General features: G+C 36.8%; 18 protein-coding genes. 4 read left to right on the top strand and 14 right to left on the bottom strand.

What is annotated here, in order from left to right:
• Nucleotides 1–44: 44 nt before the first annotated feature.
• The 4 genes from E4T88_RS08030 to E4T88_RS08015 all read right to left on the bottom strand — a co-directional run bounded on the left by E4T88_RS08030 (nt 45) and on the right by E4T88_RS08015 (nt 4370).
• Entirely contained in the window at nt 45–1280 is a 1236-nt protein-coding gene (locus tag E4T88_RS08030; protein ID WP_135104940.1) for a CinA family nicotinamide mononucleotide deamidase-related protein, read from the bottom strand.
• A gap of 154 nt (nt 1281–1434) precedes the next feature.
• Complete coding sequence (locus E4T88_RS08025) at nt 1435–2205, bottom strand: hypothetical protein (protein WP_135104939.1); 771 nt, start codon at nt 2203–2205, stop codon at nt 1435–1437.
• A gap of 69 nt (nt 2206–2274) precedes the next feature.
• Entirely contained in the window at nt 2275–3069 is a 795-nt protein-coding gene (locus E4T88_RS08020; RefSeq protein WP_135104938.1) for a hypothetical protein, read from the bottom strand.
• A gap of 74 nt (nt 3070–3143) precedes the next feature.
• Complete coding sequence (locus E4T88_RS08015) at nt 3144–4370, bottom strand: M48 family metallopeptidase (RefSeq protein WP_135104937.1); 1227 nt, start codon at nt 4368–4370, stop codon at nt 3144–3146.
• 299 nt (nt 4371–4669) lie between these two features.
• Between E4T88_RS08015 and E4T88_RS08010 the strand changes: the two genes are divergently transcribed.
• Nucleotides 4670–5773 carry a transglutaminase-like domain-containing protein gene (locus E4T88_RS08010; RefSeq protein WP_135104936.1) on the top strand — a complete coding sequence of 368 codons (1104 nt, stop codon included), beginning with the start codon at nt 4670–4672 and terminating at the stop codon, nt 5771–5773.
• Nucleotides 5774–5832: 59 nt separating this feature from the next.
• Here E4T88_RS08010 and E4T88_RS08005 read toward each other — a convergent pair whose 3' ends face one another.
• The 10 genes from E4T88_RS08005 to E4T88_RS07960 form a co-directional block, all read right to left on the bottom strand.
• On the bottom strand, nt 5833–6558 hold the full coding sequence (locus E4T88_RS08005) for a YebC/PmpR family DNA-binding transcriptional regulator (RefSeq protein WP_135104935.1): 726 nt from the start codon (nt 6556–6558) through the stop codon (nt 5833–5835).
• 163 nt (nt 6559–6721) lie between these two features.
• The gene (locus E4T88_RS08000) at nt 6722–7357 is read right to left on the bottom strand and encodes a trimeric intracellular cation channel family protein (protein ID WP_135104934.1); all 636 of its coding nucleotides are present in this window, start codon (nt 7355–7357) and stop codon (nt 6722–6724) included.
• Nucleotides 7358–7438: 81 nt separating this feature from the next.
• Nucleotides 7439–8515, bottom strand: coding sequence for a tRNA 2-thiouridine(34) synthase MnmA (gene mnmA / locus E4T88_RS07995; RefSeq protein WP_135104933.1), 1077 nt, complete (start codon nt 8513–8515; stop codon nt 7439–7441).
• A gap of 110 nt (nt 8516–8625) precedes the next feature.
• Complete coding sequence (locus tag E4T88_RS07990) at nt 8626–9108, bottom strand: hypothetical protein (RefSeq protein WP_135104932.1); 483 nt, start codon at nt 9106–9108, stop codon at nt 8626–8628.
• Between the two features lie 45 nt (nt 9109–9153).
• On the bottom strand, nt 9154–9663 hold the full coding sequence (locus E4T88_RS07985; RefSeq protein WP_135104931.1) for a hypothetical protein: 510 nt from the start codon (nt 9661–9663) through the stop codon (nt 9154–9156).
• Between the two features lie 45 nt (nt 9664–9708).
• A complete protein-coding gene (locus tag E4T88_RS07980) occupies nt 9709–10911 on the bottom strand; it encodes a putative hexosyltransferase (protein ID WP_135104930.1) in 1203 nt (400 codons plus the stop codon).
• A 9-nt stretch (nt 10912–10920) separates the two neighbouring features.
• On the bottom strand, nt 10921–11853 hold the full coding sequence (locus E4T88_RS07975; RefSeq protein ID WP_135104929.1) for a DMT family transporter: 933 nt from the start codon (nt 11851–11853) through the stop codon (nt 10921–10923).
• Nucleotides 11854–11893: 40 nt separating this feature from the next.
• Complete coding sequence (locus tag E4T88_RS07970) at nt 11894–12523, bottom strand: DUF2238 domain-containing protein (RefSeq protein ID WP_135104928.1); 630 nt, start codon at nt 12521–12523, stop codon at nt 11894–11896.
• An 18-nt stretch (nt 12524–12541) separates the two neighbouring features.
• Nucleotides 12542–13096: a nitroreductase family protein gene (locus tag E4T88_RS07965; protein ID WP_135104927.1), complete on the bottom strand. Its 555-nt coding sequence runs from the start codon at nt 13094–13096 to the stop codon at nt 12542–12544.
• A gap of 3 nt (nt 13097–13099) precedes the next feature.
• Nucleotides 13100–13699 (bottom strand): riboflavin synthase, encoded by a 600-nt coding sequence (locus E4T88_RS07960; RefSeq protein ID WP_006843167.1) that lies wholly within the window; start codon nt 13697–13699, stop codon nt 13100–13102.
• A 197-nt stretch (nt 13700–13896) separates the two neighbouring features.
• Between E4T88_RS07960 and E4T88_RS07955 the strand changes: the two genes are divergently transcribed.
• The 3 genes from E4T88_RS07955 (at nt 13897) to E4T88_RS07945 (ending at nt 18363) form a co-directional block, all read left to right on the top strand.
• Nucleotides 13897–14985: a phosphotransferase enzyme family protein gene (locus E4T88_RS07955; RefSeq protein ID WP_135104926.1), complete on the top strand. Its 1089-nt coding sequence runs from the start codon at nt 13897–13899 to the stop codon at nt 14983–14985.
• A gap of 122 nt (nt 14986–15107) precedes the next feature.
• Nucleotides 15108–16544, top strand: coding sequence for a PDZ domain-containing protein (locus E4T88_RS07950; protein ID WP_135104925.1), 1437 nt, complete (start codon nt 15108–15110; stop codon nt 16542–16544).
• Between the two features lie 205 nt (nt 16545–16749).
• On the top strand, nt 16750–18363 hold the full coding sequence (locus tag E4T88_RS07945) for an ABC-F family ATP-binding cassette domain-containing protein (protein ID WP_135104924.1): 1614 nt from the start codon (nt 16750–16752) through the stop codon (nt 18361–18363).
• The last annotated feature ends 6 nt before the right edge of the window (nt 18364–18369 follow it).

Genomic DNA, 18369 nt, shown 5'->3' with positions numbered 1-18369 from the left:
CAATGTTTTTTCTCTTTCCTTATTAATATATAAAGAAGTGCAATTTAATATGTATCGTTATCTATCATTTCGAGCAGTTGCAACATTCCATTATTGGACGCTCGTATAATATTGGATTCTCGATATTTCCCAAACTGATACCTTTTTGTAATGCTTTTATTTTTGTATACAGTACATACCCATACCGTACCCACAGGATTCTCTTCTGTACCGCCATCGGGCCCGGCTATTCCGGTAGTAGCTATTACACAATCTACATTCAAGAGATTTTGTGCACCCTTTGCCATCTGTGCAGCGACAATTTCACTTACAGCTGTATATTTATCTATATTTTCTTGAGAAACATGCAATACATTTACTTTTTCCTCATTTGCATAAGAAACGACTGAACCTTTGAAATAATTGGAAGAACCCGAAACAGATGTAATCATATGTGCAATATTTCCACCTGTACAACTTTCAGCAGTGCCTAAGGTAAGCCCTTTTTCGAAAAGCCTTGCTCCGAGTATTTTTTCGGGAGTAATATCTTCTTCTGCTATAATAGCATCGCCCAGTAATGCTTGTAGTTTTTTAACCTCTGCCTCCATCTCCGGCAAACGATGTTCTCCCCTGACGAACAAGCGAAGCTTCATCAGTCCCAAAGAAGGAAGATATGCCAGTCCAAAACCTTGCGGCAGATTATCTTCGAAGTCGGCAATGTACATTGCCAAAGCAGATTCAGTATAGCCTTTTACAATAAACACTCTTTTGATGTATGCCTCGATATCGTACTTGTTCTTTAGGCGGGGAAGTATCTCGTTTTCCATTACATATCTCATTTCGTGAGGTACACCCGGCATAGAAACGAGCACTTTATCTTTATAGTCGAACCATGTAATAGGAGCTGTACCTACCCTGTTTTGTATCACGGTACAATTTCTAGGCACATAAGCCTGATTGCGAGTCAATTCGTTTAGGGATGTAAAATTAGATATTACATTCTTTATATTATCCAGTACAGCATCGTCAAAAACTAATGTGGTATCAAAATACTCGCAAAGGGTTTTCTTCGTTATATCATCTTTCGTAGGTCCAAGACCTCCTGTCATCAATACGACATCAACACGCTGAAAAACATCGCTTATCGTATCTTTTATTTGCTGAGCATTGTCGCCTATCGACTGCATCTCTTCTACCTCAAATCCGGCTAGTGTAAGATTCTGAGCCATCCATGCAGAATTTGTATCCACAATCTGACCTATGAGAATTTCATCACCAATTGTAACTATTGCTGCTTTCATTTCTATCTGAAATTTTACAAACTTTTATTTTCAATTTGACAGATGCAAATGTACTATAAAAGCTTATTTCGGCAACAAATACTTCAGAAATGAAATACCACAGATTAGATAATTTACAGAATGTTCACAAATGAACTATATATCAGAAAAACGTCTAAAATCCTGTAACTAATAATCCTCGAGCACCCTTCATTCCGCACTTCTGATATTTATTGTAGGCCATAGCTGCAGCCTCACGGATAGATGCAGATGTACCTCCGTTTATGTATACAGCTATAGCATCATGCAACGTATATGCTTCAGGGCTCATTAGGTGAGTTGACCATAGTAAAGGTTCGGCTTTGGCTGATTGCAAGTAAGGTGAAAAATATCGTTTACTATAGCAGGCTAGAATAATTGTATCCCGCTTTTTCCCATCTGTATTTTGATATGTATTAGCCAGCGAAAAATCCATTAATCCGTTATGGCCGATGTACGCCACCAGCTTAGCATCGCCATACAACCCCAATATTGTCTTATCATCAAGCTTTATTGTATTTTTCTTACTACCGGCACAAGCCTTAAGAAAATCGATGGTACAATCACTTATATATCTTCCGTCATAAGCATCTGCAACAAGATAGTAGTTTTTTGTCTTATGCTTGAAAACAATTCGTTCCAGACAGATATCATCTGCGCTTTTATAATGTCTTACTTCCTGCCAATCAGGGCTCTTCTTAAAGTATGTGCGAACGCCATATCCGCAACCCCAATATAAATTATTATCAGGATCTTGTCCGTTACCTATTCGCTTCGGTACTTTTACGATTCCCTGATATTTATTATCACAGAGGGCAACCATTACATGTATAGTTTGTACTTCCTGAGCAAACAAGAAAAAAGTGAACAGAAAGAAGCTGATTAGAAAAAATATTCTTTTTCTCATGGCATCATCATTAAGTTTTTAATATCGTTCCGATATTAATAGAGAAAAAAGACAGTGAAATTCCATAAATCAGTTATCGAATAAATAACGCTGGATAAACATCATAAACACTTCTTTATCCGAATGATATTTTCTCAATAATCTAGACCAGTCTCTTTCATCAAGTTCTATTTTCGTTCCTTTATTATCTTCATAAACCATTCTGTCGAAAATATCTTTCTTCAATGATGCTTTTTCTCCCTGATTGTTTTGATATTGCTGATAACCGAAAATATCTATTTTGTATTCTTCTTTGTAATTTGACAGGTTTTCGCACATATCTTTGAACCGAAAAAAAGCGTCCATATCATCGTAATAAGAGTAACGAAGCATATCTTCGCGATATTCTTTCGAATATTTTATTTCATTATTCCTACTATCGCTGTATACCCATGCGTCAAAAATATCCTTTTTGAGAGAGGCTCTCTGTCCTTTGTTGTTTTCGTATTGCTGATAACCAAAAATATCGACTTTGTACTCTTCTTTATAATTTGACTGATCAGCATACATTTCTATCAACCATAGAAAGATCCTTTTATCATTTTGATGAAAATCTTGAAGTATAGAATTCCAATATTCTTTAGAGTATTTTACTTCGTTATTTCTATTGTCACTATATATCCAGTTGTCGAAAACGTCCTTTTTTAGCGAAGCTCTTTCTCCCCTACTATTTTCGTATTGTAAATAGCCAAAAATATCCCTGCTGATATTTCTTTGGTATTGATCCATCGGGTAATCTTTCCTTACGTCTCTATCTCTACCCGGTTGAGAATAAAGGCTCATACTTATAAGAGCAGAAACAAGAATTATATATATGCGTTTCATAGTGTATTATATTAAGTACAACATTGTGTATAATTATAAGATCTAAGCCGATAATAAAGGTTTAAATGAGATTCTTATTTTTTCATTGCTTTTATACGCTGCAATAATGTAGGATGCGAATAATTAAAAAACACATATAATGAATCGGGATTCAGATTGCTTAATGATTTGACCGACAATTTCTTTAGCCCACTAATAAGTGAATCAGCCAACCCAAATCCGGCTGCATAACCATCTGCTTGATACTCATTTTTACGGCTATGAATACTCGAAAGCACATTAATAACAAAAGAAACCGGAGTAAAGAAAATAGAAAAAGCTATAAGACCTAAATGAAACGATGCAGATTGACCACCCAAAGCTATTGCAATATTTTTATTGTCGAGAAGCAATGACAGTAAAAACAACATGATTCCTGTATAACAAATAGAAATAAACATACCTTGCAGTGTATGCTTCTTCTTGTAATGCCCTATCTCATGAGCCAATACAGCGACAATCTCGTCTTTATCCAGATCATTGATCAACGTGTCAAACAAAACAATACGTTTCTTTGCTCCAAATCCTGTAAAGTAAGCATTGGCCTTGGTCGAACGCTTCGAAGCATCCATCACATAGATATTGTTAATTGCAAATCCTGCTTTTTGAGCAAAAGCCTCAATTGCATCACGCAACTCACCTTCCCCTAAAGGCGTTTGCTTATTAAATAATGGCACAATTATATTAGAATAAAATAAGGTCATAAACAAAGAAATCACAGTAATAGCACCCCAGGCATAGAGCCACGCCAATTCGCCGATTGCAGTATACAGCCATGTAATAAGAGCCAGAATAGCTCCTCCCAAAACAACTGCTAACAAAAGTCCCTTTAGTTGATCGAGCCAGAAAATAGTTTTGGTAGACTTATTGAACCCAAACCGTTCTTCGATGACAAACGTATTATAATAATCGAATGGAAGACTCAAAATCTCATTGATCAGATAGATCAGTCCAAAGAAAGAAAGTGTCAATAATATTTTATTACTAATAAACTGCCTTAGGAATTCATCCAACCAGCCAAAAAGTCCGAAGACCAGTACTAAGAAAAGTACTGAAAAAGAAAAAAGGCTGCCATATAAACCAAAACGACTATTTTCCTTTTGGTAAGCCTGCTGCTTTGCATATTCATCATCATCATAAATCCCTTCCAACTGAGAAGGAATTTCGGGACTCATACGCTTCCTGTTACGGTAAGCAAGATATTGTGTCCATACAAAATTGAGGACTACAATTAGTAATATTATACTCAAATATAATGACATAATTTATTTTTAAATTTAAAATGATAGTATGCAAAGATAGAAAAGTAAAAATTAAATTCTCCCATTAAAATAAATTTGGAGCACCTATTTGCCACTGCAAACAAATCTATATATTTATCATAACAAATAAATGAAAAACGGATATATTGAGAGCAAGAGAAATGAAACAGATAGCGACAGTTATAATATATATATATATCCTCCCCTCGGCAAAAAACAATTTAAACGAAAATATCTGATATAATTTGTAACTATTTACATTCCATCTTCGTCATATATAAAACACAATTAATAAAATTATGAGAAGAATTGCATTATTCATTTGTTATATGATCATGGCATCATATTGTTTATATGCCCAATCAAACAGTAGTACAACCATAAAGGCTAATTCTGAAACAGTAAAGATCATTGTAAATGGATCAATATCAAATGAATCAATGCCATTTTCGGATCAGAGAAGCGATACGATCAAAGTTCCGATCAACATTAATCCTCTTGATTTCTCTCTTTATACAGATACTGACAGTATAAAAACACGTATTCCTGAAAATAGCAAGTTCACATTTAATATAGAAAAAGCCGGAATGAAGCCTTTGGTTATCATTATTCAAAACGGTATTGAAACAAATGAGATAACTTTTGATACAGTAGAACAAAATAGTGACCTCAAATTCATTTATGAAAGTGGAATGAATAACCCATATTTGGAACGATTGAAAAAAGAGTATCCAATAGATAGCATTGCAGCCAAAGGAAAAACAGACTTGGAGAAAGTACGAAATATATCGTCATGGGTGCATAAGCTTTGGAAACACAATGGATACAATACTCCCGAAAAAAATGACGCATTATATATTCTAGAGGAAGTAAAAAAAGGTCAACAATTTCGTTGTGTAGAATACGGGATAGTAACAACCGCTTGTCTGAACGCCATAGGGCTGCCATCCCGCACATTAGCACTAAAGAGAAAAGACGTGGAAACAACCCCATCCGGCGCAGGACATGTAGTAATGGAAGTTTTTTTGAACGACTTCGACAAATGGGTAATGGTAGATCCTCAATGGGACGCCATCTTCTGCTTAAACGATATACCATTGAATGCCGTAGAATTACAAAAGGCTATAACAGAAAAAAAAGATATACAGATACTATCTGACGATAAAGAACTCAATCCTGATCAATATATAGCATGGATATATCCCTATTTATACTACTTTTCGCACAAGTTTGATAATAGAGAAAATATACCTAAAGAGGATAAAATAAAAATAAATGGCAAATCGGATATAATGCTTGTACCAATAGGAGCTAAACACCCTACTATTTTCCAACGAAAGTTCCCTATAGACTATTGTGTTTATACCCATTCGGTGCTTGACTTTTATAGTAAGCCTTACTAAAATAAAAAAAGCTGTAAAATTAAGATTTTACAGCTTTTTTTATTTTAATATATTTTTTCTTATTCTTCGAAGTCTTCTTTCATATTGTGGAAAACATTCTGAACATCATCATCGTCCTCAAACTTATCCAGCAATTTCTGGATTTGCTCCTGCTGCTCTTTTGTTAGTTCTTTCAGATCGTTCGGAATGCGTTCAAATTCGGCACTATGGATTTCATAGCCGTTTTCTTCAAGATATTTTTGGATTTCGGAGTAAGATTTGAATTCACCATAAAGGATAATATCGTCTTCATCGTGTTCTAATTCATCCACACCATAATCGATCAATTCGAGCTCTAGGTCTTCTAGCGAAACACCTTCTTTGGGTGCAATCTTAAATACGCATTTATGGTCGAACAAAAACTCAAGGCTACCTGATGTACCAAGAGATCCGTTATGCTTATTGAAGTAGCTACGCACATTAGCCACCGTACGGGTAGGATTGTCTGTCGCAGTTTCTACTACTATAGCAATACCAAAAGGTCCGTATCCTTCATATACCACCTCTTTATAGTCAGCCTCATCTTTCGATGTAGCTTTTTTGATGGCACGTTCTACGTTCTCCTTAGGCATATTTTCTTTTTTTGCCTGCTGTACCAATACACGAAGACGAGGATTGGTATCCGGCTCGGGACCGCCTTCTTTCACAGCTATAGTAATTTGTCTCCCCAACTTAGTAAATACGCGGGCCATATTCCCCCAGCGTTTCAGCTTTGTCGCTTTGCGGTATTCAAACGCTCTTCCCATAAATATTTATATAATCGTTATTATCTTATTTTTTGCTATGCAAAAGTATAAAAATTATCGAACAAACCTCCTAAATTTTACTGAATGAAGAATATTCATCCCAAAACTATATGGATATCATTTCTGAAGTGTATAACCGGTGGTAGCAAAAATTATCCCTTACCTAATCCTCTCCTTTCAGTATCGGTAATTTGATATGATATCTGGTAGCAAAAAATCGAATCACCACTACAAATACGGCTGTGGAAACTTCTATCACTAACAGCTGGATATCGAAATAATAAAGAACACTAAACAATATTCCACCCAAAATACAAGCGACGGCATATAGTTCCTGAGTAAATACGATCGGGACTTCATTGATAAGAATATCTCGTATTATCCCCCCTACTATACCGGTTATGGTAGCCATAGATACACATACCCATATCGGATAACCGAGCGCCAAAGCCTTCTCATATCCTACTACAACAAATAGCCCGAGACCGATACAGTCGAACCAAAATATCGTATTATTGAGATGAACCAGATATTTACGAAAACCAAGCACTATGATAAAAGCGAAAAGCGTACACCATATATAACGGCTCGCCTGCATCCAAAATACGGGAACATCGAGAAGAAGATCACGAAGTGTTCCTCCTCCGGTAGCGGTCACAAAGCCAATAACAATAGCGCCAAACCAGTCGAAACGCTTCGCCGAAGCCAAACGGATACCACTGATGGCAAATGCTATTGTACCCAATACTTCAATTATATCGACAACCTCTATGTTTGTCAAATCAGCAAAAAAGAACATGGTAGAAAGAATTATGTTGTGAATTGTGTCAGGTGGCAGTTTTACTAATAAAACCTACGTTGCCACTATATGAAAAAATATTTAATCTTCATCATTTGCAATCATACCACTACCAATACACAGTTTAGAGTCGCTGTCGTACACCACACCAAACTGCCCGGAAGCAATACCTTGCACTTTATCATCAGAATATATACGGTATAAGTCCCCTATTTTTTCAATTCTGCCTCTGGTAAATTCAGGGGTATGACGTATCTTGAATGTTATATCTTTAGAGCCTTCAAAGTCGCCCCAAATATCTTCGGTGATAAAAGAAAATCCGGCCAGATTTACCACTTTCCCATATTGGGTTTCCGGGTCGTATCCGTTAGAAACATACACAATGTTTCGTTTGGTATCTTTCTTGATTACAAACCAAGGTCCGCCACTCAGCCCTAAGCCTTTGCGTTGCCCTATGGTATGATACCAATACCCATCATGCTTACCCAGTATTCTACCTGTTTCCAGCTCTACAATCTTACCTCTGCGCTCTCCCAGATATCGGCGAATAAAATCATTATAATTGATCTTACCCAAAAAACAAATACCTTGGCTATCCTTACGTTGAGCCGATGGCAGTCCTGCCTGTGCAGCAATAGCCCTGACTTTGCTTTTAAGCAAGTTACCTATCGGAAACATGAGCTTAGAAACCTGTAGGTAATCTATTTGTCCAAGAAAATAGGTCTGATCTTTAACATGATCCTTAGCTGTCGACAGCCACGTCTTGCTATTTATTTCTGTAGTTGTAGCATAGTGACCTGTCGCTATCTTGTCAAACTCGTGTCCCCATTTTTGTTCGAAACATCCAAATTTGATCAGCTTGTTGCACATCATGTCTGGATTGGGAGTAAGACCACGCTTCACCGCATCTATTGTATAGCTCACTACATTCTCCCAATACTCTTCATGTAATGATACCACTTCCATTTTACAACCATATTTTTTAGCAATATATGTTGTAATTTCTATATCTTCTTCTGCAGGACAATCAATATAACCTTGTTCGTCCTCCATACCTATTCGTATATAAAATATCGTAGGATCGTAGCCTTGTTCTTTAAGTTGATGTACAACCACAGAGCTATCTACGCCTCCCGATACCAACGCTGCAATTTTCATTCTTTGAAAGGATAATTAATGCGAGATAAAATAATCTGCAAAATTAGTAAAAATAGTTGTAAGTTTAGAGTTATCTATTATAAGATATTCAGCGATGATATTCTCATATATCACCTATTAACCAGAGACTTCAAGAGCCCCAAGGTCAGCCCGGCTCCAATGCGAACATAGAATTGACCTCTGCCATTAAACGTATTGTAATCATAACCTGCCGAAACATAACACATGTAAGCGTCAAAATACAGGTTAGGCGATAAAACGATACCATTACCACGTCCGAAGCCAAAATTATAACCCGCATCAAACTTAACGGCAGCTGTAAATGGAGAATAATTGTTTGTAATAACAAAGAATGAAGCAGGCTTTATATTTAAACCTGAAACCGATGACGAAGCAGGAGAAATATAATCTGTACCTCCGCCTATTCCGAATATGAAGGGTGCGGATTTATCATTCAACACAAACTGAGGAATATAGCTATTTACTGAAAGCTGCAATCTATCTTTTTGAGCAAACTGAGCGCCAACACCTAGATATTGAGCGAACGCCATGAGAGGCATCAGCATAAAAAAGACAAAAAAGATTTTCCTCATTATACTATATTTACAGATACTAAAAATATGATTATTATCAGAATATTACCATATTTCGGTTTTCACAAAGGACTTGATAGAGCCCATACCAAAACAAAATCCGGCACGGACAAAGAACTGCTGTTCGTTTCCTGTCACATTAAAGTCATATCCGGCTTTTGCAAAAAAGAATTTATAATCTATATATACATTCGGAGTAATTACAATTCCGTCTTTACCATGCCTAAAGTTAAACAAATAACCCGCATCGCACCCCACTAGAATAGTTACCTTATTTTTATTAAATAACGATTCGCTGATAAAACTAGTAAGCTGTATAGGCTTCAGGTTTAGTCCCGCAACAGGCGAGCTTCCTCCCGTGTAATCGATACCACTGGATATAAAAGAATTGAAAGGATTCTTTTTATGCCATACCGGATAAGAGGCGTTAGCTGCAAACTGGAAGTCATTTCCTTTTCCTTTGGCATCGGCATACTGAACACCTACTCCTAAAAATTGGGCAGAACAGGCCAATGGCAAAAGTATAAATAGCAATATGATTCTTACTTTCTTCATCACATTCAAATAATATTAATCTACAAATTTACTCTTTATTTTCAACTAGAATTCTTTTTCGACCACATTGGTTCTCAACGATTTCACAAAATCCGTCACAATCAGCATTATTATACCTAAATATAAGAGAGATACAGCTTTCCATGGAATAAGATTAAAAAAAGATAATGCCTTCAAAGGATTAACATTATTATCTCCAAGAAATACGCCAAAATAATTAAGCGTTCTTATATAAGAATAAAATGAAACGAAAAGTATCCCTACAGCCAAGTATGCTTTTCTAGGGTAAAGACATATATATGCAACAGCTATTAAATCACCGAGATACATATAACGTTCACGCATTCCAGGTAGGACAAAAGGGCAAATGATGCAACTTAAGAAGATAAGCTTTACCCATGATTCCAGTGTGAATATGTATTTTTTCTGCATAAGTATAAAACCCATTAATAAAACAAATATTGCAGTAAAAAGCATGCCGTATATCTTATCCGCTGGGATGAAGTTCTCTATCCATATATAAATATTCGGAAAAAATGAGACTAATGCATTATCAAAATTAGACTGCATCTGGTATACTAATATCAAATCCGCTAATGGACGCCCCATAATCCATGCCGGCAATAAAGAAAAGACATACACAGTGGGAATAATAAAGAAGTAATACCATTTAATTCCACCTCTTATCATATAAATAAAGAAAAATGGCAAAAGGACACTAGCCTGAGCCTTAAAGGCGAATGCTATCCCAAGAAATATCATTGACATAATATTTTTTCGTTTCAACAGGAAGAATACACTTCCTATTGCAAAAGAAGAATAAATAGAGTCGCACTGAGACCAAAGTGCTCCATTTAGTATAACTGTAGGCAACAAAGTAGCAAGGGTAAACGATATCCATCTGGCCGTATTATTTTTACTTACCAGATAAACCAAAGCTGAAATAAAATAAGCAGCTAAAAAATCGAATAGTAATGAAACTACCTTTATACTATAAAGTGAGTAAACATCAATTTTAGCAAGTAATATAAGTATGTAAATATAACTCGGTGTATAGTTATAAAAAGAATCCTTTAATGAATAAGCATATCCATTATTCCTGATATATTCGACCCACTCATTCAAAAAGAATTTATAGTCACAGTATATATAGTCAAAAAAGAATAGTCTCACAACTACCCCTAATACTATCAACAATAAACATGTTATTTTTACTTTACCAGTCTTCTTAAATATATCCAAATCCATACTAATATTTTAATTAATATTTTGAGTTGCTTTGTCTATATCCGCTTTCGACTTACTTGCTGTTACCAGATACACGCCCATAAAAATAAGGATACCAGCAATCAGTTTATCTATTGTAAATTTATCCATTCCCACCGATATTGCGATAAAGGAGGCGATGAGAGGTTGTAAATTATTATACATCGCTATCGTGGTCGGCCTTATTCGCCGTTGAGCCAATGGAATCATCATATAAGTAAAAAATGTAGCTCCCACGAGTGTAAACCCGACAAGGAGATAGGGTAATATATCCTTTTGACTAAATAACGGAGCCTCTGTTATTTCTTTATAAAAAATTGGAGACAAGACAATCGCTGAGTAAAGAAACATCCACTTCATCAATGTGATAGGTGAATACTTTGTTGACAGCGGACGTGTTATTACCAGATAGAAAGCATACGAAAAAGAAGCACTCGCCACCGACAAGTTTCCGATCATATCCGCTTCCTGTCCGGGATGCCCCAAATGGCTCGTATATACCAAAAATATAGCACCGGCAGCACCGACAACCACACCTCCTACTTTCTTTGCCGTTACGGGTTCTTTTAGTACAATGGCTGCTATAATCATCGCAAACAAGGGTCCTGCCGTAGTTATTATAGACGCATCGATAGTAGACGTACGGCTGAGACCGTAGGCAAAAAGCCCCTGATTGAGTACCATACCGAAAAGCCCACCGACAAACAGAATCGGCATATCTTTTTTCTCTATCTTTTCTTTTGGAGTAAATAAAGAAGTAAACCAAAAAGCAAGTGCTCCAAATAACATACGCATAAGCGTCATGCCAAACGAAGAAAGGTATCCATGAGAATATACATATTTGTTGACAGGGATATTGATTGCAAATACGCAAATCACAATGAACATTATAATGTTCCCCTCTTGTTTTGGTGTCAATCTCATTATTTAATTACAAGTTAGATGTATATCTAAAAAATATTGATTAATTATTTTTTTCTGAATAATCAGGATGAGCCATTTTATTTATTTGCCTATCCTGTAATCTTGAAAAGAATATCAGCATACAAATAGCCCCGATCATAGCACAAAACATATCCGACTGGGTATCCCATACATACCCTTGTGTACCCAGAAAATCTTCTGCTCCGTCTCCCGACAAAACCGCAGTCCACCACTCTATCAGTTCGTAAAAGGCACTAATTGCTAGACAAATGCAAATAACGAAGAATGGAATCCAGCCTTTCTTCCGAACCACATCCAAACGTATGAGCAACTCACGAGCAACCATAGCAGGAATAAAGCCTTGTGCAAAATGCCCGACCTTATCGTAATTGTTCCTGTCCTGATCAAAAACCTCTTTTACCCAATCGAATAGCGGTACACGGGCATAAGAATAATGAGCTCCCACAAACAAAATGATAAGATGGATGAGAATAAAAATATAGGTCATATCCGTAAAGCAAAATCGCTTGAAAGTAGTTATCAATACAATGACTGCCGCAAGGCATATCCCGGCTTCCAAAAACCATAATCCGGCCTCATAGGGCTGATACCCCGACCAAACGGCAACCAGGGTAAAGATGATAAGAAAAAACCAATATTTCTTCTCCATAGGAAATGTGAAATAACTCTATTTGTATGTGTTATATGAAATCACCTCTTCGGTAGTCTTTCGTTTTTTGTCTCGTAAAGGTTGAGCCGGATATCCGATAATAATGTCGAGTACCACTCTCTTGTTGTCTGGAATATTCAGTAATTTCTTCATTTTCGACTCTGCAAACCAACCTAATATACAGCTACCTAAACCTTCAGCTTGTGCTGCAAGGCAAATATGTGCGGTAGCTATACCGATATCCAGAAATGCAAAATGCTTGTCTTTTACAATACCTCCAATTCCCGAACTCAAATTTACTTTTTCTTCAACTACTACGATATGAACAGGAGCTTGCTTCGTAAAATGATTCATCCCCAACAGACGAGCTGAAGCAGCATCGGCCACCTTGTTCTTCAATTCAGGTTCGTCGACTACAATAAAATGCCACGGCTGCGCATTGCATGCCGAAGGAGCTAAACGTCCGGCATCAAGTATGCGAGCTATGATTTCTCTATCTACTGCACGTGTAGTATCAAAAGCTCGTGTACTTTGGCGATGCTTCACCAGTTCGTAGAAATCCTCCTTGTTCATTTATTAAAGTTGAGTGATGCGGCTGATGTATTTACCTATAATATCAAATTCGAGATTAACCACACTACCTACTTTAAATTGATGGAAGTTCGTATGCTCGTATGTATATGGAATAATAGCAACCTCAAATGTATTATTTGTAGGATCAACCACGGTAAGACTGACACCGTTAACAGTAACAGAACCTTTATCAACAGTAAGATATCCTTTTTTTGCCATTTCCCGGTCAAATTCATATTCGAACTTAAAGTACCAGCTACCGTCTGCTTCACGTATTTCAACACATTTTGCTGTCTGGTCTACATGTCCCTGTACAATATGACCATCGAGGCGTCCGTTCATCAGCATACTGCGTTCTAGATTTACTTTATCACCGACTTTCAGCAAGCCAAGATTTGAGCGCTCCAATGTTTCCTTTATAGCTGTCACTGTATATGTATCTCCCTCCAGATTTACCACTGTAAGACAAACACCGTTATGCGCCACACTCTGGTCTATCTTCAATTCGTGAGTAAATGAACATTTCATTGTAAGGTGCAGGTTTTCGGCTTCTTTACGTAACGATACTACTGTTGCTGCTTCTTCTACTATTCCTGAAAACATGATTTATTTCCTTTAATTTATTATATAATTTTTTCGCGGTATAAAGTTACGTATTTATTTAGAGTCTATTTATAGATTTTTACTTTTTGTAGTCCTTCTACATTCTTCTCGAAACAATGCAAGCTTAGAATTAGGAAGATTTCGTTATTTTTGTATCACAGAAAAATCGCGCAACCTTATTTATATCATTTACCATTATGAAAGAAACACTAATAAATTTGGGCTACAAATTTGCTTTTGACGGAACAGTAAAAGAAATTCGCCCTATGGGAGAGGGACTTATCAACGATACTTTCTTTGTAGAAACAGAAGGAAACAGCCCCAACTATATTCTTCAACGCAAGAATAAAAACATTTTCAAAGACATTCCATCCATGATGGAAAATATCCATAAGGTAACCACACACCTAAAGCATAAGATAAAAGAACAAGGTGGAGATCCGCTTCGTGAAGCACTTACCGTTACTCCCACAACCGAAGGGAAGTTATATTACAAAGACGAAGAAAATGAATATTGGGCAGCCTGCTTATTTATAGAAGATACGATAACATATCAATTTGCCGATTCGCCTGAGCTGGCAGCACAGGGAGGGAAAGGCATCGGAAAATTTCAGGCTATGCTGGCTGATATGAAAGGACCTCTGGCAGATATACTACCCGGATTTCATAATATGCGCATACGTTTCAGCCAGTGGGATGATGTGTTGGCTAAAGATCCCGTAGGCAGAAAATCGCAGGTACAGCAGGAAATAGGTTGGATAGAGAACCGTAGAAAAGAGATGTTGGACTTCTGGACAAAAGCAGAGACAGGGGAACTACCGATGCGTGTGACTCACAATGATACTAAAATAAGCAATATCTTGTTCGACAAACAAGAAAATGTACTCTGTGCAATCGATCTCGATACGGTGCTTAACAGCATCTGCCTAAATGATTATGGTGACGCCATTCGTTCTTATGCAAATGCAGGTAAAGAAGACGATGAAAATCTCGACAATGTGTATCTCAAAATGGATATTTTTGAAGGTTACACCAAAGGCTACCTCTCCGAGACAAAAGTATTTCTTACTCCAGCCGAAATAGAGAACCTTGCATTTTCAGCAAAGTATATCACATTCGAACAAGTGCTTCGCTTCCTGATGGATTACATAGACGGTGACAATTATTATAAGGTTAAATATGACACGCATAATTTAGTACGTACCCGTGCACAATACAAATTATTAGAATCAATAGACAAGAATTACAATCAAATGTTGGCAATTATAGATAAATTGGCAAAATAACAAAAAAACAAGTTTACCCCGCATAGAGAAAATTTTAGAATTATCTTTTTTCGGTAAGAGATAACATGCATTTAATCTATTAGTTCTATCTTTGTGCTCTAATTTTTCAATCTGGTCCCAAAATGAACAAAGTACTTTATATTATTCTTCTTTTATTAATAACTCCCTTTTACGCAAAAGCCCAAGACTATGAAAAAAACTGCTATTACGGCATAACATTCGAAGTTAGCAGAAACCAGAACTGGGGTTATGGCGAATTGGTTATTACGGGAGTAGAGCCCAACTCTCCTGCCGAAAAATCAGGAATAAAAATAGATGATATAATAATGGAGATCAACGGGCAAGCTACATATCTGAGAGACAATCAGACCATTGCAAACTGGCTGTTTGACAACAAATATGATCCCGAAGTAAAATTTACAATTCGCAATATGAATACCTACTTTAAAGAGTATCCGCTTATGCGTAAATGTATTGCGACCAATTCAGTAAGCGAAAAACAATTATCTGAAGTATACTCTTTTTATAGCCTTGAAAACACCAATCATCAGATATTTACGCTGCCGCTACATGTCCAGACAAACTCTGATGTAGATTTCACAGATTATCACACGTACGACTTTTATGATGCGGGAAAGAATGTACCGGCTATAGACAAGCAAATTACAACCTTATTAGAAAAAGAATTACAGTCGAAAGGTCTGGTTAGAGATACTTCCGATCCGGATATAGTAGTACAGGCATATTACAGCTACTCGCCCAACAACAGATACACCGGGTTGAACAACCCGAATTATAACCCTATGTCGTTGAGATACGACTGCGACAAAAATCAACTGGTACTTCTACCTATATTTGATTCCAATGATCCTAAAGTAGGCTCTTCGGCTCAATACGTAGTGGAATATGGATTTAGCTTCTATGATCGTAAATACATAGATAATTCGAAGCTAACTCAAATATGGGATTGTAATATCAAAGATTATCTTTCTGCTCAGTATTCGCTCGAAGACTACGTGAAGCTTCATACACCTTTGATGCTCAAACAGTTTCCGTATACTCAAAACAAGAGAGAAGCTAATTATATTGTAGAAACAAACAAATATAATTATACAGGGATTTATTATGATGCAGATGATCTGGGACATATCAAAGATGTAGATTTTAATTCCCCTGCTTATATTGCCGGTATACGTCCGGGCTACATTATAGAAAAGGTAAACAACAGAAAGTTTGAACGCAACAAAGATGTCCTGTCTGCCGGATATCGTTATTTCATAGATGATACAATGGTATTCAGAGATCAAACCACTCGCTTTACCAACTCGGAAGGCTTTTCCGACTGTATGTTCTGGAGCGCAGGATACTATAATGACATTGCGAAAGAATTTACAAAACCCGATTATTTTACGCAATTTTCTTATCTGTATGGCTTCGAAAAATACATCAATAACAAATCGGATAATAAAATCACAATCGAAGCTTGGGATGGAATACAAAGACGTATTTTTCAAATCGTTCCTGAAATAAGACATTCTGTAACAATCAGAACTTTGTGAGAATATAATAAATAAGAAACAAGCAGTAAAAGCTATTTCTTTGTAAACGAAGAGTGAGACTGTCTTTAGTCTAAATTATAATATAATTTTATTCCTAAAGGTTGGTATGCTTTGATTATCAGCCAATAATTTGTACCTTTGTGCCCGCATTTGGGTAATGAGATATTATCCTATATCGTATATAATCTGTAATTGAATAATAATAATGATAACAGTTTCTAATCTAGGGATTCAGTTTGGAAAAAGAGTACTTTTCCAAGACGTGAATCTTAAATTTACAAGTGGCAATTGCTATGGTATAATCGGCGCTAATGGCGCAGGGAAATCTACACTTCTCAAAATACTTAGTGGCGAAAAAGATGCTACAACCGGAACGTTTTCTTTAGGACCGGGTGAGCGTCTCTCTGTATTGTCTCAAGATCACTTTGCGTTTGATGATCAAACGGTAATGAACACCGTTCTGCAAGGGCACAGTACGCTATGGAGTATTATGCAAGAAAAAGATACTCTGTATGCTAAAGAAGATTTTTCGGATGCAGATGGTATCAGAGCATCGGAGCTTGAAGAACGATTTGCCGAACTTGAGGGATGGAATGCAGAGAATGACGCAGCAATGCTACTTAGCGGACTTGGCGTAACCGAGGATTTGCACTATCAGATGATGGGCGATATGAGCGGTAAGCAAAAAGTACGTATTTTGTTAGCACGTGCCTTGTTTGGCAACCCTGACAACCTGCTTCTCGATGAGCCTACCAACGACCTTGATATTGAAACTGTAATGTGGTTGGAAAACTATCTGGCAAATGCAGAGAATACAATATTGATTGTGTCGCACGACCGTCACTTTTTAGACTCTGTGTGTACACATACTGTAGATATAGACTTTGGTAAAGTAACTATGTTTGCGGGTAACTATAGCTTCTGGTACGAATCGAGCCAATTAGCTTTGCGTCAGCAACAGCAACAGAATAAAAAAGCTGAAGAAAAGAAAAAAGAACTGGAAGAATTTATTCGTCGATTCAGTGCCAATGTAGCCAAGTCGAAGCAAACCACCAGCCGTAAGAAGATGCTTGAAAAGCTTAATATTGAAGAAATTAAGCCATCGTCTCGCAAGTATCCGGGAATCATCTTCACACCTGATCGTGAGCCCGGAAATAAGATATTGGAGGTAAACGGGCTGAGCAAATCGATAGAAGGGAAAGTATTATTCAACAATGTCAGCTTCAACATAGAAAAAGACGACAAGGTTATCTTCCTTTCGAAAGATCCGCGTGCAATGACTGCTTTCTTTGAGATAATAAATGAGTATGCTAAGCCTGATGCTGGAACATTCAGCTGGGGACAAACTATTACCAACGCTTATCTACCATTGGATAACAGTGATTATTTTAAAGAAGATCTGAATCTGATCGACTGGCTATCACAATTTTCTGATGACACAAGCGAAATCTATATAAAGGGATTTTTGGGTAGAATGCTATTTTCGGGTGAAGAAGTACTAAAAAACACAAAAGTACTCTCAGGGGGCGAAAAAATGCGCTGTATGATAGCACGCATGATGTTAAAGAGCGCAAACTGCCTTGTTCTCGACTCACCTACCAACCATTTAGATTTGGAATCGATACAGGCTTTCAACAATACACTCATTCAGTTTAAAGGGAATGTATTGATGGCGTCGCACGACCACGAATTTATACAAACTGTCTGTAATCGTGTAATAGAATTGACACCGAACGGAATTATCGACAAGATCATGGATTATGATGACTACATCACTTCGGAGGATATAAAATCATTACGAAACAAGATGTACAAATAATTAACA

Origin of the sequence: Dysgonomonas mossii, from assembly GCF_004569505.1 — a bacterium.
Lineage (GTDB): Bacteria > Bacteroidota > Bacteroidia > Bacteroidales > Dysgonomonadaceae > Dysgonomonas.
The sequence above is the reverse complement of the archived record's forward strand: the minus strand, read 5'-3'. Positions and strand labels throughout refer to the sequence as shown.

What these genes read in the sequence shown, in the direction of transcription:
- E4T88_RS08030 (WP_135104940.1), bottom strand. Translation starts at nt 1,280, where the DNA reads ATGAAAGCAGCAATAGTTACAATTGGTGATGAAATTCTCATAGGTCAG.
- E4T88_RS08025 (WP_135104939.1), bottom strand. Translation starts at nt 2,205, where the DNA reads ATGAGAAAAAGAATATTTTTTCTAATCAGCTTCTTTCTGTTCACTTTT.
- E4T88_RS08020 (WP_135104938.1), bottom strand. Translation starts at nt 3,069, where the DNA reads ATGAAACGCATATATATAATTCTTGTTTCTGCTCTTATAAGTATGAGC.
- E4T88_RS08015 (WP_135104937.1), bottom strand. Translation starts at nt 4,370, where the DNA reads ATGTCATTATATTTGAGTATAATATTACTAATTGTAGTCCTCAATTTT.
- E4T88_RS08010 (WP_135104936.1), top strand. Translation starts at nt 4,670, where the DNA reads ATGAGAAGAATTGCATTATTCATTTGTTATATGATCATGGCATCATAT.
- E4T88_RS08005 (WP_135104935.1), bottom strand. Translation starts at nt 6,558, where the DNA reads ATGGGAAGAGCGTTTGAATACCGCAAAGCGACAAAGCTGAAACGCTGG.
- E4T88_RS08000 (WP_135104934.1), bottom strand. Translation starts at nt 7,357, where the DNA reads ATGTTCTTTTTTGCTGATTTGACAAACATAGAGGTTGTCGATATAATT.
- mnmA (WP_135104933.1), bottom strand. Translation starts at nt 8,515, where the DNA reads ATGAAAATTGCAGCGTTGGTATCGGGAGGCGTAGATAGCTCTGTGGTT.
- E4T88_RS07990 (WP_135104932.1), bottom strand. Translation starts at nt 9,108, where the DNA reads ATGAGGAAAATCTTTTTTGTCTTTTTTATGCTGATGCCTCTCATGGCG.
- E4T88_RS07985 (WP_135104931.1), bottom strand. Translation starts at nt 9,663, where the DNA reads ATGAAGAAAGTAAGAATCATATTGCTATTTATACTTTTGCCATTGGCC.
- E4T88_RS07980 (WP_135104930.1), bottom strand. Translation starts at nt 10,911, where the DNA reads ATGGATTTGGATATATTTAAGAAGACTGGTAAAGTAAAAATAACATGT.
- E4T88_RS07975 (WP_135104929.1), bottom strand. Translation starts at nt 11,853, where the DNA reads ATGAGATTGACACCAAAACAAGAGGGGAACATTATAATGTTCATTGTG.
- E4T88_RS07970 (WP_135104928.1), bottom strand. Translation starts at nt 12,523, where the DNA reads ATGGAGAAGAAATATTGGTTTTTTCTTATCATCTTTACCCTGGTTGCC.
- E4T88_RS07965 (WP_135104927.1), bottom strand. Translation starts at nt 13,096, where the DNA reads ATGAACAAGGAGGATTTCTACGAACTGGTGAAGCATCGCCAAAGTACA.
- E4T88_RS07960 (WP_006843167.1), bottom strand. Translation starts at nt 13,699, where the DNA reads ATGTTTTCAGGAATAGTAGAAGAAGCAGCAACAGTAGTATCGTTACGT.
- E4T88_RS07955 (WP_135104926.1), top strand. Translation starts at nt 13,897, where the DNA reads ATGAAAGAAACACTAATAAATTTGGGCTACAAATTTGCTTTTGACGGA.
- E4T88_RS07950 (WP_135104925.1), top strand. Translation starts at nt 15,108, where the DNA reads ATGAACAAAGTACTTTATATTATTCTTCTTTTATTAATAACTCCCTTT.
- E4T88_RS07945 (WP_135104924.1), top strand. Translation starts at nt 16,750, where the DNA reads ATGATAACAGTTTCTAATCTAGGGATTCAGTTTGGAAAAAGAGTACTT.